This is a genomic window from Algoriphagus yeomjeoni (assembly GCF_049821175.1).
Classification (GTDB): domain Bacteria; phylum Bacteroidota; class Bacteroidia; order Cytophagales; family Cyclobacteriaceae; genus Algoriphagus; species Algoriphagus yeomjeoni_A.
This window is the reverse complement of sequence record NZ_CP187512.1, coordinates 1,780,653-1,797,585: the sequence shown is the minus strand read 5'-3', so window position 1 is coordinate 1,797,585 and position 16,933 is coordinate 1,780,653. Positions and strand designations below refer to the sequence as shown.

The following is a 16,933-nucleotide window of genomic DNA, read 5'->3' as shown; positions in this document are numbered from 1 at the left end:
TTCAGATTAAGCTAAAACAAAAAGTCCAAGGAATAACCTTGGACTTTTGAATTTCAGAATATTTAAGAATAATTAGGTAGATAAAATCTTTGCAACTCGGAAATCATCTTCATCTACTGATTTGTCATCGACGATTGCTTTTTTGATAGGGGTGTAAACGACCTTGTTATTGATCAGTCCTGCCATCACATCATACTTCCCTTGTAATAAGCCTTCTATTGCTGCTACGCCTAGTTTTGAGGCAAGGAGACGGTCATAAGAGCTCGGCGAACCGCCACGCTGTAAATGACCTAGAATAGTGACTTTGATGTCATAATAAGGAAGATGTTTTGAAACTAGAGCAGCAATTTCTGTTGCACCACCACTTTTTCCTCCTTCAGCTACAATGACAATGTTGGACGCTTTCTTCGCTTTAGTTCTTATCCTCAATTTATCAACCAGGTGCTCTATTGGCATCTTTTTCTCTGGGATCAAAATAGCAGCCGCAGCACTTCCTATACCTGCATTGATTGCAATAAACCCAGCATCTCTTCCCATTACTTCCACAAAGAAAAGTCTATCATGGGAAGTCGCAGTATCACGGATCTTGTCTATGGCTTCAATAGCTGTATTACAAGCCGTGTCAAAGCCAATGGTAGAATCTGTTCCGGAAAGGTCATTGTCAATTGTTCCAGGAAGTCCAATAGCAGGAATGCCAAATTCTTTATAGAATAAATGAGCACCAGTTAAGGAGCCATCTCCTCCAATTACTACCAACGCATCAATGCCGTGGCTTTTTAGATTGTTATACGCTATCTGTCTGCCTTCTGGAGTTCGGAATTCAGCGCTTCGTGCAGATTTCAAGAATGTACCGCCTCTTTCGAGTACATGGGTAATATGCTTTGATTCTAACTTTTTGATGTCATTAGAAATCATACCCTCGTATCCTCGGTAGATTCCATACATTTCTATATCGTAGTAAAATCCTGCTCTTACTACAGCTCGGATTGCAGCATTCATTCCTGGAGAGTCTCCCCCAGAAGTCAAAACGCCAATTTTTTTAATGGTTTTAGGTTCCATTTCTTAGGTTTGTGTAAAGGCCTTAAACATTAGGTCGGCCGAGGCCGGGTTGGTTGCCAAAGGAATATTGTGCACATCACATATCCTCATTAGCATTTGCACATCTGGCTCGTGCGGATGTTTGTCAAGTGGATCTCTAAAGAAAACAACCATTGCAAGCTCTTTCTGAGCAGCCAAAGCGGCAATTTGAGCATCACCCCCATAGGGTCCCGATAGTAATTTTTCAACTTCAAATCCAGCTTTTTCTATATGTGAACCGGTAGTGCCTGTTGCAACCAAATCCACATCTGCCTTCTGCAGTCTTTCGCGGAATCCACTTAAAAAATGAACCATGTCGGCTTTTTTACCATCATGGGCTATGAGAGCGATTTTCATGGAGTATTAATCTAATAGGTTTATGCCAAAGTTAGGAAAAAATATTTCCCTTCCTGACTGACGGATATTATTTAAACGAGACTTAATGTTAACCTGGAATCATACCTTCAAGGTAAAGTAAGAAGGTATATTCTAACGCCATTTCTTTCAGGGAATTAAATCTTCCTGAAGCTCCACCATGTCCAGCATCCATATTGGTATGTAGGAATAGCAACTTAGAGTCAGTTTTCATTTCCCTTAATTTTGCCACCCATTTTGTAGGCTCCCAATACTGCACCTGACTGTCATGTAGTCCTGAAGTGATCAATAAATTAGGATAGTCTTTGGCTTCTACGTTATCATAGGGCGAATATGAAAGCATGTATTCGTAATAATCCTTATTCTTAGGGTTACCCCATTCTTGAAATTCTCCTGTTGTCAAAGGAATACTTTCGTCCAACATGGTAGTCACTACATCTACAAAAGGAACTGCTGCAATCAGGCCATTGAATAAATCAGGTCGCATATTCATCACAGCACCCATCAATAGTCCTCCAGCACTTCCTCCCATGCCATATAAATGAGATGGTGAAGTGTATTTTTGAGATATTAGGTATTCCGCACAGGTGATGTAATCTGTGAATGTGTTTCGCTTTTTGAGCATTTTTCCATCTTCATACCATATTCTTCCGAGGTCTTCTCCGCCACGGATATGTGCGATTGCAAACACAAAGCCTCTATCCAATAAACTTAAACGACTGCTGGAGAAATAAGCATCCATGCTAAAACCATAGGAGCCATAGGAGTAGAGTAAAAGTGGATTTTCTCCCTGAGGAGAGAATTTGTCGATTCTATAAACCAAAGAAATTGGCACCATTACGCCATCATCTGCTTTTGCCCATATTCGAGCAGAAGTGTACTGAGTGCTATCATATCCTCCTATGATTTCTTGTTGCTTCAGCAAAGTTTTCTCCTTGGTCACCATGTGGTAATCAAAGGTGCTGGCTGGAGTTACAAGTGAATTGTAGCCAAATCGCAGAATGGAAGTATCAAACTCTGGATTTGTACTTATCCAGGCGGTGTAGGTTTCATCCTCAAATTCCAGGGAATGACCAGCAGATCCATCCCATGGTTTGATGTTGATTTTGCAAAGTCCTTTTGATCTTTCTTGGACTACCAGAAAATGAGAGAAAATATCAAAGTCTTCTAATAATACTGTGTCCCGATGCTCAATTACATCCTCCCAGTGTTCTACACCAGGGCTTTTGATGGGTGCTTTTACTAGCTTGAAGTTCTGCGCTTCATGATTCGTTCTGATCCAGAAGTGATCCTGATAATGATCTGCAGCATACTCCAAGTATGGAATTCTGGCTTGAAGCAATGTGAATTCTCCGCTGGGATTGGAGGAATCCAAAAACCTCATTTCTGAAGAAATTGTGCTTTCAGAATGGATAAGAATGTATTTTTCAGATTTGGTCTTATGAACTACGCATGAAAACTCCTCATCCTTTTCTTCATAAATCAGGCGGTCCTCAGCAATAGGTGAACCAAGTTTATGTGAATAGATCTGAAAGGATCGAAGTGTGTCAGGATCTTGCTTGGAGTAGAAAAGCGTTTGATTATCTGCAGCCCAGACAAAATTACCAGTAGTAGCAGGAATGTAATCGGGTAGGATGTCTCCGGTTTCAAGGTCCTTGAAATGGATTTCATAGATTCTTCTGCCTACTGCATCAGCGGCAAAAGCTAGGGTATTAAGATTGGGAGTGGCTGCCGTTCCGCCAACTTGATAGTAGGCCTTGCCTTCAGCAAGTGAATTAACGTTCAAGAATACCTCTTCCAGTGCCTCTAAATCTCCTTTTTTACGGCAATATAGAGGGTATTCTCCTCCAGTCTCATATTTCACATACCAGTAATACCCGGATTTGAGGTAAGGAACACTTTCATCATCCTCCTTAACCCGACTTTTCATTTCCTGGAAAAGCTCTTCCTGAAATTTTTCGGTTGATTTCAGGCTTGATTTTAGGTAATCGTTCTCAGCATTTAAATATTCTATAACCTCTGGGTTTTCTCTTTCTCTCATCCAATAATAGTTATCAATGCGCTGATGTCCGTGTGTCTCTAGTAGCTGGGCTATTTTTTTGGCTTTTGGTGCCTGCATTTTTATTGAGTAGTTAAGCTTGCAATGTTAAGGAAAAAAATGGGGTCAGAGTTCGCTTTTTTGTGCAAATATGGGCTACAAACTGCACTTTTTAATCATTAAAATGACTTAGAATTAGTTTATGTCTTGGATTGGTGAATTTTTTTTAAAATATTCCCTATATCATTTAACCATTAACCAAAATCGTATGGGATTTCTTAAAGAGTTTAAAGAGTTTGCTGTCAAAGGCAACGTAGTCGATCTTGCAGTTGCTGTGATTATAGGCGGTGCTTTTGGTAAGATCGTCGCATCATTTGTCAAGGACATCGTAATGCCTCCAATAGGAGTCCTGCTTGGTGGTGTGGAATTTACTGACTTGGCCATCGTGCTGAAAGAGACTAGTGTAGGCCCGGCTGGAGAAGAACTGGGACCAGTTTTGCTGACCTATGGTATCTTCATCCAAAATGTTGTCGATTTCGTAATCATCGCCTTGGTAATCTTTATAGCTGTGAAGGGAATCAATAGTATGAAAAAGAAAGAAGCTGCAGCACCAACTCCGCCACCTCCAGCACTTTCTAAATCTGAGGTATTGCTTGAAGAAATTAGAGATCTACTAAAAAAGTAAACAAATAAAAAAAGCGGCATTAAGCCGCTTTTTTTATTTCTTATCCTCGTCTCTTCGTCTCTGCCAAATATGTCTGGCAAATTCTCTGTTAAGGCCATCCAACTGAATGATTTGATTATAGGTGATCACCCCAGATAGATCTTTCACGAATTTTTCCTCGTCAGTAATCAACTTGCGTTGGATTTCAAATTTTTTGGAAATTCTATTCTTAGCTTCTGTTTCTGACAAATCTAAGTCTCTGGTTCTTCCTAGCTCTGACATTTCTCTAAGACTTTTCTCCCTTGCATCATTGAAGACATTATATATAGGCCAGAATTTTTGTGCTTGTTCAGGTTTCAGATCCAATCTAGTGGTTATAAAAGCTACCCTGGCCGCTTCTAGTTTTTCACGATCATATCTATCATCAGGGCGCTGGGCTTTAGTAGATCCGATTACCAGGAAAAACATAAGTGCGATTACTATAAATTTTTTCATCCGTTTATTTTTTAATTGTCAGAGGGAATCTCTTTGGGTGATTAATTATCCCTCTTCGTGCTGAATTTTGGAATGCCTAAATGAAGTTGCCAGGCTATAATTTTTCAAGATTAATACCAATTTTGATCAGTTTCATCGATATACTCTACTTCATAAATCATTTCTTCCGCAATGATTTGATCTAATATTTCTTCTGGGTTATCGACCATACTGAGTACATCTTCAGCGGTCCAGAATTGACTTTCTATGTAAAGAGAAACTTCTTCATCCATAGAAAAATCTTCTACCTGAGAATTGAAAGTGTTGAATTGCCAAACCCCTAAGCAAACGACAAGGACTGCAGCTGCAGCTGCGTATTTCATCCAGTTGATAGAACTATGAGGGGTGATTCTATCCATTATATTATCTGGAAGGCTATCGAAGTAATTATCGGGTGCCTTGAAATCCTTTATTTTTGGAATTTTTTGCATGGTATAAGTTTAGACTGGGTTGAGGGTCAATAGTTTATTCTAATGTTAAGGAATGTTCAATTTTTTTCACAGCATGATGATAACTGGCTTTTAGGGCGCCTATACTGGTACCTGTGATTTCAGACATTTCCTCGTAGGTAAGTTCCTCTTGGTACTTCAAATGAAATACTAGCCTTTGCTTATCAGGCAGGGTTAGCAATGCTTTTTGGAGTAGGCGTTGTATTTCGTCTCCATCTATATTGCCAGGTTGATCAATATAAGATTCCATTTTCTCTTGATGATCATCAATCGAGAAGAAGTACCTTTTTTTCTTCTTCTCTAAGAAGGTCAAGGATTCATTGGTGGCAATTCTATAAAGCCATGTAAAGAGGCTTGATTGTCCTTGAAACTTGTCGATGTAGTGATGCGCTTTGATGAAGGTGTTTTGGGTGATATCATCAGCATCTTCATGAATCAAAACCATTCTCCTGATCACATGATATACTCGCTTTTGGTAAGCCTGGATTAACTGCCTGAAACCCATGTCCCTTGTTTTGGGATCTTGTATGAGATGGAGGATTTCCTGGTCACCGTTTTTATTCATTAGCCTTTTAGACCTAATTTAAAGAAAAGGGTTTAGTGAGCCAGTAAAAAATCAGGTTTAAGTCTTGGTTTTCAGAGAGAAATATTCTGAAAGATATTGAAATTAAATTTCTAAGATATAATCTAGGATACCGGCATTCTTCCCTTTAGGCCTGGTCACCAAGAGTGGTATACTATCATTGTACTGTATCAATCTTTCGGCCATACTACCGATGAATAGGGCAGTGGCAGCAGTTCTACCTTTAGCTCCTATGATTATCCCATCCGCATCTATTTCTTTAGCTTTTGCTACGATTTCCTCTACCGGATCATCGTTGATGTCTTGAGTATAGACTGGGGTTATTTTATTTCCTTTTGTATCTATTTTCCGGATGAATTTCTTGTAATTTATTTCAGCATGCATTCGCATAATCTGTGTGAATTCATCGTAGGTCTTTCCTGTGTAGTGATAGCCAGATGGTACTGTGAATACGTTCTGACATACAATCTCAAGTCCGCCATGCTTTTCAGCAATCATAATTGCTTCTTCCAATGCATCTTTTGAATAATCAGAGAAATCACTTGGAACGAGCAGGCGCTTCATTTTAGTTTTAGACCCTTCAGGTACAATTAACAGAGAGCAACTTGCTCTTCTTGCTAATCTTGTGGATGCAACTCCAGTTCCAGGTAAATGCACTTTTCTCCCGATTAGGATCATGTCCGCTGATTTTTCCTCAGCCAGTTTCAGGATTTTTTTAGAAAGCGAACCCTCTTTTACTATGTAGTTCAGAGATATGCCTTTGGGGTGATTGAAATGCTCCTTCACCATTGATTCCATAGCTTCCTGCCTCTCATTGATCATATTCTCGATCAAATTTGGGAACTCCTCAAGTACCTCCTTAGGAATACTGAGGTTTTTAATCACATTTACGAAGTAGATTTTTTTGGTTTGGTTCACCTGAGCAATAAAAGCTGCATGCTGAATCAAGGTTTGATCCAGAGAGGTTTGATCCAGGCAAACGACCATTTTTTTAATCAAATACATAAAGCGCCAAAGGTTTTAGAAATGCAAATTTAACAGTATTACGAGTAAATCTTTAAGATATCTGTAAAATATAATTTTGAAATATCCTGATATTCATCTTATTGCAACTATATGAGGTTAAAGTTGGGAGAAAAACTGAAATAATATTCGGAACTATTGGGTTGAGACCCAAGGGTTTTGAATATGATACTACTACATATTCGGAATCATCCTCCAGATTTGCCAACCTGCCGTGTAATAAATCGTATATTTGCACTGTCCGGATCGCCGACATGTTCAAACTTCACAAATTACAAATTTACCGAGTGAAGCCCTTCCCAAAAGCAGGCCTCACCCTGATCCCGATCTATCGGGAAGGGGCCTCGATTCGAAAGAGTCAGGATAACAGTGGAAGTTTGCGGTTAACAGGCAGCTCAAATCTTGTCAAGTAGGAGGTTTGCAACACTCTAAGATCCGGACTTTTTTATTTTATTTTTTACCCATTCCCACTCTTCATTTCCAACTCCTAATAATCTTGACCAAAACAGATAAAGGCTAAGAACCAATAAACTAGTAACTACGATGTTTGGAATCGGAGAAAGAGAAAATGAATTGAAGTACCCAGGACCAAAAGCTGTTACTCCAACGAAAATTATTTTTAATGTGTCTCTGGAGAAAGGGTCAAAACCTAATCTGATTTTTAAGAATAAATATTTCACAAAATTGAACAGAAACATCACTGCAACTGATGCCAAGGCAGCTCCTTCTATTCCATAGATGGGAATAAGAAGGTAATTCAACCCTACGATGAGTACACTCATACCAATTGTAGCAATCAAATTGAATCTGTAATGCTTGGAAAAAACCAGGATTTCACTGTTTACGGAGAATACAACATCAAATAATTTCCCCAAACCAATCAGAACTACTACATGCTTACCCGCTTCGTAGATTTCCCGATTTGGAATAAAATAATATACAGCATCCAAATTGGCGCATATTCCAACGAATAGGAGTAAGCAGATGTAAAGTTGACGGTTTGAAATTTGCTTATACAGGGCATTTATTTCTTCAAGATTTCCTTTGGCAAAATGGTCTGCTATCACAGGCATAACCACCTGAGAAATCGCTCGTCTAGGTAGTTCTATTACCAAAGCCATGCTAAAGGCAATGGTATAAATTGCATTTGCTTCAAGGCTGATCATGGAGCTCACCATGATGCTATCAATCTTCATTATCAACGTGGAAGCTGCAGTAGCCAAGAAAGTAATGAGGCTAAACTGAAGGAAGGAGGTTCGAAAACCTTTCGGAAAGGAGTTCCAACGGAAATCAAATTTTAAAACTCCCAGCCAAAGTAAATAGATTAATACTCCCAAAAAGGCTAACCCATAGACTAGCACTAGTCCTTGCATTACTTGTTGGAAGCTGATCCATTTAAGCAAATATGCTCCTACTAAAATCCCTGTCAAAAGACGTAGAAACACCTCTCTAACGAGTGTGGGTACTGCCACTTTTACAAAAGATCGACTGTAAGCATCCAGTATGCTACTCAAAAGGGCAAATAGAGTAATAAGAAGTATGACACCGAAAAAGTCTATTACTTCGGGAGAGTTAACCGCAAAAAGGTTGATGATTTGGGTTCTGAATCCTAGAAATATGGCGCTAACCACTGCAAATCCGGCCATCGAAAAGACTAAACCATAACTGAGAAAAGCCGATTGATTTGATTTAAGTTGAGGGAAAAAGCGTGTGATTCCATGCCCAACGCCCAGCTGGGCAAAGGGAACAAAGAGTAAACCTATGTCTTGGATTGTTCGAAATGTACCTAACTCAGATGCGTCCAAGGCATAAGGATAAAGCCAAAGAACATTGACATAACCTATGACTACTCCCAGGTAAGAAAAAATGGTGGTTTGAATACTCTGCTTGGCTACTTTGCCCATGAGCTTAAAAGTATCAAAAAACTGGCATTAAGAAATTATTTGATTTAAAAATCAGGGCTTAGCGCACTTATCACATCCAGCTTCAGTTTTTGATTTGAAGAAATACTTCTTTACCAAAAATGCCAAAGCTGCTATAACTATTACTCCAATTACTATTTCCTGCCACATGTTAAGATAGAATTTGATAGACAAGTAAGGCCGAAAAATAGGCCAATACTGTCATGTATGCTGTTTGTATCAACGGCCATTTCCAACCTTTAGTTTCCCGATACACTACAGCAACAGTACTCATACACTGCATCGCAAAAGCATAGAAAACCATCAGCGAAAATGCAGTAGCTTTATTGTAGACCTTATCGCCGGTAGACGGGTTTATTTGCTGATTTAGCTTTTGTCTGATGGTAAGTTCATCCTCGGTATCAGCACCTATACTATAAATAGTAGCAATTGTGGACACAAAAACCTCACGCGCAGCAAAAGAAGCAATCAATGCAATTCCAATTTTCCAATCGTAACCTAACGGTCGAATCACTGGTTCAATTGTTCTCCCCATAATTCCGATGAATGAGTTTTCAAGAAGAAGAGAAGAAGTTTCATTTTCTATTGCTGGAATCTCTTCAGGTGAAGCTTGGGAGAGCTTAACTTCACTTTCAGCTCTGATGGCATCCATTCTATCTGGCGGTCCATAGGATGCCAAAACCCAAAGTATCACAGAAATAGCCAAGATTACTTTACCAGCTTCAAATACAAAAGTCTTGGACTTATTGTACATAGTCATCAAGACGTCTAACCAGCGAGGGGCACGATAGGTAGGAAGCTCGACCATCAAAAAGCTTTTCTCCTCAGTTTTAAGAATGTTTTTCAGGAGCAATGCGGTAAACAATACCCCAAGCACTCCTAGTAAATAAAGGGAAAGTAATGCTAAAGCTTGAAGATTCACAAAACCTAAAACAAGCTCATTTGGTACTACCAATCCTATTAGAATCACATAAACTGGCAGTCTAGCAGAGCAACTCATTAGAGGAGTCACCATAATGGTGATGATTTTCTCTTTCCAATTTCCAATATTTCTTGCTGCCATTACACCGGGAATGGCACATGCTACACCCGATACTAAGGGAACTATACTTTTGCCATGAAGTCCAAATGGGCGCATCCATCGATCCATTAAAAACACCACTCTGGACATGTATCCGGTATCTTCCAAAATCGCAAGAAAACCAAAAAGCATCGCTATCTGAGGGATAAATATCACTACACCTCCAATGCCAGGGATAATTCCTTCTGTGATTAAACTTGAAAGCGGACCTGAGGGAAGTAAGTTGGATACGGAACCTGCAAGCTCAGCAAAGAACCCATCAATTAGATCCATGGGTACAGAAGCCCAGGCAAAAATCGCCTGAAAAATAATTAACAGAATGCCTCCAAATATGAGATATCCAAAGACTGGGTGAAGTAATATTTTATCGATACCAGACTCCTTCTTTACATCAGGGGTCTTAACTACTGCTTTTTCAACTATTGAAGTGATAATTCTGTACCGAATCTTAGTCTCCTCTAACTGTGCTTTTTCAAGATCAAAGTTGTTTTCTTCAAGTTTTGCCTTGATCCAACTTCGACTTTCGAGGGAAATGGTTTTGTCTTTTTCTCCAAAACGAAGCATTTGATATGCCTGATAGGAGTTTGTGAATTCAAATTTCTCTTTTACCTCATTCAGTAGGGTTCCAGAAACTACCTCTTCTATAGTTATAAAAGATGATTTTTTACTGAAGTTTTGTTGATGAATTAACTCACGAATTTGATCCAGGCCTTTTTCACCTCTAGCATCGGTGCTCAAAATTGGAACTCCGAGAGCTTTGAAAATCTCAAAGGTTTTGATTGCAATATTTTTTCTCGTGGCAATATCAGCCATGTTCAGTACCAAGGCAAGATTTAAACCCAAATCGATTAATTGAGTTGCCAAAAATAGACCTCTGGACAACTGGCAGGAATCAATGACCATTAACACGAAGTCGGGCTTTTCATCTTCGCTCAGCTGGTTCAGTACACGATGAGCAATGATTTCGTCTTCTGAGTTTGGGTAAAGACTGTAAGTGCCAGGAAGGTCAATGATCTCATAATTTGACCCATGGTACTCCATCGACCCAGTCCTTTTATCTACAGTCACTCCAGGATAATTACCAATTTTTTGATTCAGTCCTGTGAGTTGATTGAAAATAGTTGATTTACCAACGTTCGGATTCCCGATGATGGCGATTTTTGGTGATTTGACTTGGGAAGGAATGGTAGACTCAGGCATGAAATTCAGAGCAATTGTACTTCAATGAGTGAAGCTTCGGTTTTTCTTAGGGCAAGTATTGTTTCATCAAGCTTGAATGCCATTGGTCCTCCCATTGGAGCGGAATGATGCAGGGTGATCGTTTTTCCAGGCAAAAACCCGAGTTCCATCAAGTTGATTTTCAACGGAGAATCTAAGATTTCTTGAATAATTGCCGCCCGGGTGACAGGTATAGAATCAGCTGTTATTAACATAGTATTACCTCGGCCTTTTGAACCGATTGCAAAAATAGAATTATTTGGAATGAATCTAAAGAAAAATAAAGAAGATTTTTGTCATGTTTTTGAATCTTGGGCTTTTGGATAAAGAAAATTCGGTAACGATAGCTACTGCTCAAAATAGAGTTTTAAGAGAAATAGTAATACCTGCTTCGCTATAAGAGTTCTGATTTTGATTATTGGCTACACCTTATTTCTTAGTATTTGTTCGATCTATAGAATTGGTAAAAAATACTAAAATTTGTATCGTAATTGGTAGGTTTTCAATGAGATAGATTGGATAGTTTTAGGGATTAATTGGATTTATTTTTAAATTCATCCTGCTCTTTTAATTTTTAATTGTTTGGTGTTGATTTTTACGTGGTAGCAGTAGGAAACAGTTTTTATCATGAGAGGGCTTCACAAGTCTAAACACTTTTTACCATGGAAAAAGACCTGATTCAGTCCCTACTTACAGAGGTTTTTAGTCAATTACAGGCTAGCGACTCCAAAGAAAAAAAATCGATTACTGAAGGAATTCCAATTTTAGCGAAAGCCTTGCAACATCAGTCTCTAGCAGATATTCAATCGGAAAAATTAACTGTTCAATCTGCGGATTTTTTCTTCCAGGACAGACTTTCAAAGCCTGATAAAATTAAGATTGAAGAAATTTCCAAAGAAGTTACCAGACAAAAAGTAGCTGCTGAGCCAGAGACTAAAGTATTTGTTCGTGAGGTTCCTATTAGGACTAGTCAAGTGAAAAAGAGTGTGCCAGCATGGGCGGTTGGAGCAAAGGTTAATAAAACAATAGGACCAATTACGAGAGTAGATGGCTTGCAGGTTTTCGTGGATGTTTACAGAGTAGAAAAGCTGATAGCACTGCGCAAACAAGGGACCAATGAACCTTTGATATTTTTCAAAGCAAAATTCACCAAACCTAAAGTACAGCCAGTAAATAGTCAACCAGTTGAGGTAACCGAGAATTTTACATTAGTAGCAGGTAGTGTGTGGGTTAAAGCAAAAATGTTTGCTTCGAATGCACCAGCAGATCGGTATTTTGGACTAAAAATAAAGGCCGGGACAATTTCACTTACAGCGAAACCTGTGCTTAATGGAAATAATCTACTCTTGGCCGTGAACACTCAAGTATCGGTAAATCTAGAGCTTGATTCACCTACTATAAAAGGAAGCAAGAGCACGAAGAGGTATGGGAAAGACGCAGCTGAGATGTCACTTCAATGCCCAGATGCTATTCAATTCAAGTTTACCGGCTCAGGTACAGGTCAGTTAGTTGGTGCAGGAAATGCTCAATGGAATGTGTATGGTAATTCAAATTCTTTCAGCTATCAGAACAAAGCAGCTACGTATAATACTCAACTCAGTCGATTCTGTATTCCATTTGTACCGGATTCAAAAGGCAAAGTTTTTTCTCCCAAGAAAACACAAGGGAATTGGGTTGAGCTATCTGGAGAAGCCAATGTGAAATCTAGCTGTTGGGCCATACCTGCAGCTTCTCTGGATATAAATGCGCCTTTGGAGGTATCTGGTATTGGAGGGATGATGGAAGAATGGGAGCCAGGCATTCTATTTAACTGGAAGAATATTGGAGTTCAGAAAATCAGCTTAAATGAAAGCCTGTTTTTGGTAGAAGAAGGAAGGATTGCTATCACTTCACTGGTTGCAAATGGATCAGGAGGATCGATGCAAGTTGATCATTGGAAAGATGAACTCAATCCATATGGGACCTCCATTGATATCGCTTTTCCTTCGAAAACAACTTTTTTGTATAACTGTCTGGCTGAGGGAACGGAGCTGATTTTTTCTACCTGCAATACATCGGTTAATGTTGATAGACCAAAGCAAGTAAACGGACATGCAGTTGCTATTAAGACAAAGGATTCTGCATTGATTTTAGCTGGAAATGATACCTCAAATTTACTTTTACTATTGGATGATAATATACTGTGGGATAATAAATTACCATTTGATAAAGTACCGGATTTTAAATCAATTGCTTTAGCCCTAGAAAATGCATTATTCACTGTGTCTCCTGTAAATGGATGCATGGTTTTTGGCAAATGCAATGATGAGTGGACAAGAATTGTAGAAAGCCAAACCTACTTAGTATTTGGTATGCTGGCCTACCTCCCTACATTACCTGATCCATATTTGGCGAATATTGGGGCTTTAAGTAGATCCTTCAATCGGAAAAGTGCCAATTTAGACAATATTAAAAATTGGTTGGTTTGTAGAATTATACAAAAGCCAATTCCTGAGAAAGATGACGAGGTAACTGTTTCTTTCCACTTTGGGCAGGCGCTAACTAGCGCAGCTTCTAGTCCTTCAAATGATGCTGTGGCGGGAGTAGTAATGAATGCAGTTGGAGATTTTGAGTCTGAGAAGGTAGTTTATAGAATAAATAGCGAATCAGGTGCACCAAGAAGTGCTGCGACTAAGCGAAATACCCCCGACTTTGAAGCCGAGTATAATAAGCAAGTATCAGGTTTCTCTCGGGATTTTTTCACATTACTCGATGTAAGTTCAAATGCAAATCAAGTGGGGGTAAGTCTAGGTACTAATGTGAGAGCAGTATCTCAACGACAAGTAACTGGAGTGGCAACCCACAAAACGGAAACTGAGGCAGCTGTTGCCCCACAAGATGGGCAACTAATTTCCGTTGAGGGAATGCAGGTTAAAGTTCCTGGGTATTTGGCTAGAGTATTTCTTTTACCTCAGGTAGCCTGGGAGCCTGTGTTGAATTTGACAACACCTCCTGATCCACCACAACCGATGGATCCACCTGCAGGATATAATTATTACCTCAATGATGGTGGCCCTACACGACTTATCAATACAAGTAATTTAAGTGTTACTCTATCTCCTATACCATTAACTGCTTTTATACTAGATCAGTATAAGCAAAGGAAGATTGATCTTTTGGCTCAATTTACTTTGCCATTTGGTTTGAAAGCCGTAGCTCAACTCACTCAAAAAAGTCCATACCAAGATTTGCTGCCACGGCTGGAAGGCGTCAACCCAAATTTCCCAGATAGTTTACAAGGAGGGATACAAATTCGAGCGATAGGTGGTGATGCTGGCAAAAAGCCTCCTTTGGAAAAAGACTTGCCGATGTTTGATGGTTTTACTTTTCAGTTGAATAACGTCCTTTCTGCTTACGGAACATACACCAATACCAGTACACTAGGTGACTCAGTAACAACTATTTTCAACACTGAATTTTCCACCGAAAATGGTGATCCGAAGGGAGTTCCGGTATCGACGATAGATTTTTCGGGCTATGGAGCTAGTATGTTTAGTAATTGGTTAAGTCCTTCTGCGGCCATTGCCAGTACGAGCCAAGCACGATTTGATGTTATGCTAGGCAGGACTGGCCATGAAGTGATTCAAGTGAAAAGTTTGGTATATCCTTGGGGAATACGGGTAGTTCGAACGATTACGCTATTTCGTACAAGTTCTGGATTTGTCTATCGTGTGGATAGTGGATGGCAACCGGAGACCGATGGTAAGTTTGATTTTGGTTATGATTTCGTAAGGAATGGCAGCCTGGTACACGAAGATCCCTATGAAATCCATCCTGGCACACTACGAGGTTTGTTCAACATAAGAAATATTGAAGAAGATGCGAGCATAGCTGATTTTGAACGAACTGATTTTATAAAAAAGGATGAGACCTACATAGATATCTTGGGCGTAGAACAGACTTGGGATCAGAATACTGCAAAAGAATTACCCATTATCTGTCGTCCAGTTTGGTTTGACGCAGATGTGGAGCTGGAAAACTTAGTGCAAGGGCATACTAAAAACCGAACTCCTTCCAAAAAGATTTTAGGATATGTACAATTAGCCCCAACAGGTGTTCCGCTGAGTCCTAAGCGCTTTAAAGAGTTATTAGATTTGCAGGGAGGAATAATCGGTGGGGATATTAACTGTGTCATGAATGTTAATAAATCTGATCAGCAGATGCGGATTTCGCGATTTGATTTTTCTCATTCTACAAGCCCATCGAATACAGACCCAATTTTTGTGGCCGCTTCAAGAGGTAGCTTAATCTTGCCTAAAACTGGTAGTTGGACTGTGGTTCAGCATAAAGTGAGTTCTGGTGATGTTACACCTTTGCCTCCACATATTCCTGTTCCATTGATTAGAGCAGGGAAGTGGGTTAAAGACATCGTGGTGAAACCTCTTGATGTCAATACGAAGTTGTTGAGATTGGCAAGTCCATCAGAGTTATTACGAAATCCTGACTCCAGCACAATCAACTTCGGAATACTCCAAACTACTGCTTCTCAGAAAGCCCTTGTGTTGACTCCTTCCTTCGAAAATGGAACAAAAAAACTTCTAAGTAAAACTCCGATGCTTTATGCTGATGCTTATCGGTTAATGGCAGGTAGCGGAATTTTTCCTAATTCTGGTAATGCAATTAATGAATTTGGAAAAGCGGCAGTACTATTCAGTGGCGCATTAGCTGGTGTTGGGGCAGCTGCAAGTATTTTCAGAGAGAATGGCTTACAGGATGGTGGAGTTAAGGTTTTGGAAATGCTGAAAATTGAGCTTCAAAAAGAAGGAGAATCGATAGTAGATCAGGGGTTTGAGCTTTTGTCTACTGGAGCTAATGACATCATAAAGAAGGCGGTAGCTTTTGATCTTCCTCCAACTCAAGTGTTTTTGGTGAAAATGGAAGCACTGAAGATTTATATCGATTATCAAACGGGTAAGAAGGAAGATAATCCAAATACCTATGTAGATAGCAAGCTGAATTTTGATATTAAAGCAGTAGTAGACGATACTGCCAAAGCATGGAAGAGCAGACTGAACAATGTCGCTATGGTGGTTGATTTGGGGGAATTTACACGCTTAATGACTATTAAAGGAAATTTTGATGCGCAGAAGGGTAAAGAGTCAGGATATGAGGGTTTTAAGGATGATGATTTCCCGAATCTAGGATTGCCAACTCCAGAGATTGAGTTCAGCGACGAGCTCCAGCCCGTGATTGATATTTTACAATTATTAGCATCCCTGAGCACGGGAGATTATGGTGCTGTCATGCAAAAAGGTCTCAAAATAGCGATGAGCAATGCGGGTGAGATTTGGGAATATAAATTTGAAGCATCTAAAGAAATTCCTCTGGTACGATTTCCACCACAAGAGGATTTGTATAACTCTCCACAAACACCACTCAAATTAGAAGCAGGCTTAGCGTTAGGTGTTTATTTCAATGCTGCTCTCAAAGTAACCACAGATCCTAAACAACTTTTACCGACAGCTGGCGCATTCATCGAATTCCGTGGTGGGCTTGAAGTGATGTGTGTTACCGTAGGGGGAGCAACGATTTTCGCTATCGGCGAAGTCCAATTAAAAGTAGCTTGCGATACTAAGATTGGTCCAAGTCTGACAATGAAGCTTGGTTTTGGAGCGACAATAGCTGTTGGGTTACCTGTGGTAGGGAATGTGTCCGTCACCTACATGGTTGGATGCGAAATGTACGCTAGTGCGGATCTGATCAGTGTCACTGCCTTTATGCTATTCAGAGGTAAAGCAAGCTTAGTTGGCGGTTTGGTCTCAGTGACTATTTATATCGAAGCCAGTGGTACTGTCACCAGACTCATTCCTGAAAAGCGAACAGAATGCACTGCTTCAGTGACTTTTGGACTTGAGATCAGTATATGTTTTATCATCAATATTGATTTTGAAGAGACTTGGCAGGAAAGCAGACAGATCGCTTGATACTTA

At 39.6% G+C, this 16,933-nt stretch carries 12 protein-coding genes; 2 read left to right on the top strand and 10 right to left on the bottom strand.

What is annotated here, in order from left to right; genetic code table 11:
* Positions 1–72: 72 nt before the first annotated feature.
* The 3 genes from pfkA to ACPUEN_RS07105 form a co-directional block, all read right to left on the bottom strand.
* A complete protein-coding gene (pfkA, locus tag ACPUEN_RS07115) occupies positions 73–1,059 on the bottom strand; it encodes a 6-phosphofructokinase (RefSeq protein ID WP_425639408.1) in 987 nt (328 codons plus the stop codon).
* Positions 1,060–1,062: 3 nt separating this feature from the next.
* Positions 1,063–1,434, bottom strand: a complete 372-nt coding sequence (locus ACPUEN_RS07110; protein WP_111613051.1) for a methylglyoxal synthase — start codon at positions 1,432–1,434, stop codon at positions 1,063–1,065.
* Between the two features lie 88 nt (positions 1,435–1,522).
* Entirely contained in the window at positions 1,523–3,571 is a 2,049-nt protein-coding gene (locus tag ACPUEN_RS07105; RefSeq protein ID WP_425639407.1) for a S9 family peptidase, read from the bottom strand.
* A 187-nt stretch (positions 3,572–3,758) separates the two neighbouring features.
* Between ACPUEN_RS07105 and mscL the strand changes: the two genes are divergently transcribed.
* A complete protein-coding gene (gene mscL, locus ACPUEN_RS07100) occupies positions 3,759–4,175 on the top strand; it encodes a large-conductance mechanosensitive channel protein MscL (protein ID WP_425639406.1) in 417 nt (138 codons plus the stop codon).
* 33 nt (positions 4,176–4,208) lie between these two features.
* Here mscL and ACPUEN_RS07095 read toward each other — a convergent pair whose 3' ends face one another.
* The 7 genes from ACPUEN_RS07095 to ACPUEN_RS07065 form a co-directional block, all read right to left on the bottom strand.
* On the bottom strand, positions 4,209–4,649 hold the full coding sequence (locus tag ACPUEN_RS07095; protein WP_425639405.1) for a hypothetical protein: 441 nt from the start codon (positions 4,647–4,649) through the stop codon (positions 4,209–4,211).
* Between the two features lie 110 nt (positions 4,650–4,759).
* A complete protein-coding gene (locus tag ACPUEN_RS07090) occupies positions 4,760–5,119 on the bottom strand; it encodes a hypothetical protein (protein ID WP_425639404.1) in 360 nt (119 codons plus the stop codon).
* Positions 5,120–5,153: 34 nt separating this feature from the next.
* Entirely contained in the window at positions 5,154–5,702 is a 549-nt protein-coding gene (locus ACPUEN_RS07085) for an RNA polymerase sigma factor (RefSeq protein ID WP_425639403.1), read from the bottom strand.
* Positions 5,703–5,804: 102 nt separating this feature from the next.
* Positions 5,805–6,725, bottom strand: a complete 921-nt coding sequence (locus ACPUEN_RS07080; protein WP_425639402.1) for a universal stress protein — start codon at positions 6,723–6,725, stop codon at positions 5,805–5,807.
* Positions 6,726–7,171: 446 nt separating this feature from the next.
* Positions 7,172–8,647 (bottom strand): lipopolysaccharide biosynthesis protein, encoded by a 1,476-nt coding sequence (locus ACPUEN_RS07075; protein ID WP_425639401.1) that lies wholly within the window; start codon positions 8,645–8,647, stop codon positions 7,172–7,174.
* A 169-nt stretch (positions 8,648–8,816) separates the two neighbouring features.
* Positions 8,817–10,946, bottom strand: a complete 2,130-nt coding sequence (feoB, locus tag ACPUEN_RS07070) for a ferrous iron transport protein B (RefSeq protein WP_425639400.1) — start codon at positions 10,944–10,946, stop codon at positions 8,817–8,819.
* Positions 10,947–10,951: 5 nt separating this feature from the next.
* The gene (locus tag ACPUEN_RS07065) at positions 10,952–11,179 is read right to left on the bottom strand and encodes a FeoA family protein (RefSeq protein ID WP_111613061.1); all 228 of its coding nucleotides are present in this window, start codon (positions 11,177–11,179) and stop codon (positions 10,952–10,954) included.
* A 447-nt stretch (positions 11,180–11,626) separates the two neighbouring features.
* Here ACPUEN_RS07065 and ACPUEN_RS07060 point away from each other — a divergent pair, with 447 nt between their 5' ends.
* Positions 11,627–16,927: a hypothetical protein gene (locus ACPUEN_RS07060; protein WP_425639399.1), complete on the top strand. Its 5,301-nt coding sequence runs from the start codon at positions 11,627–11,629 to the stop codon at positions 16,925–16,927.
* Positions 16,928–16,933 lie beyond the last annotated feature (6 nt).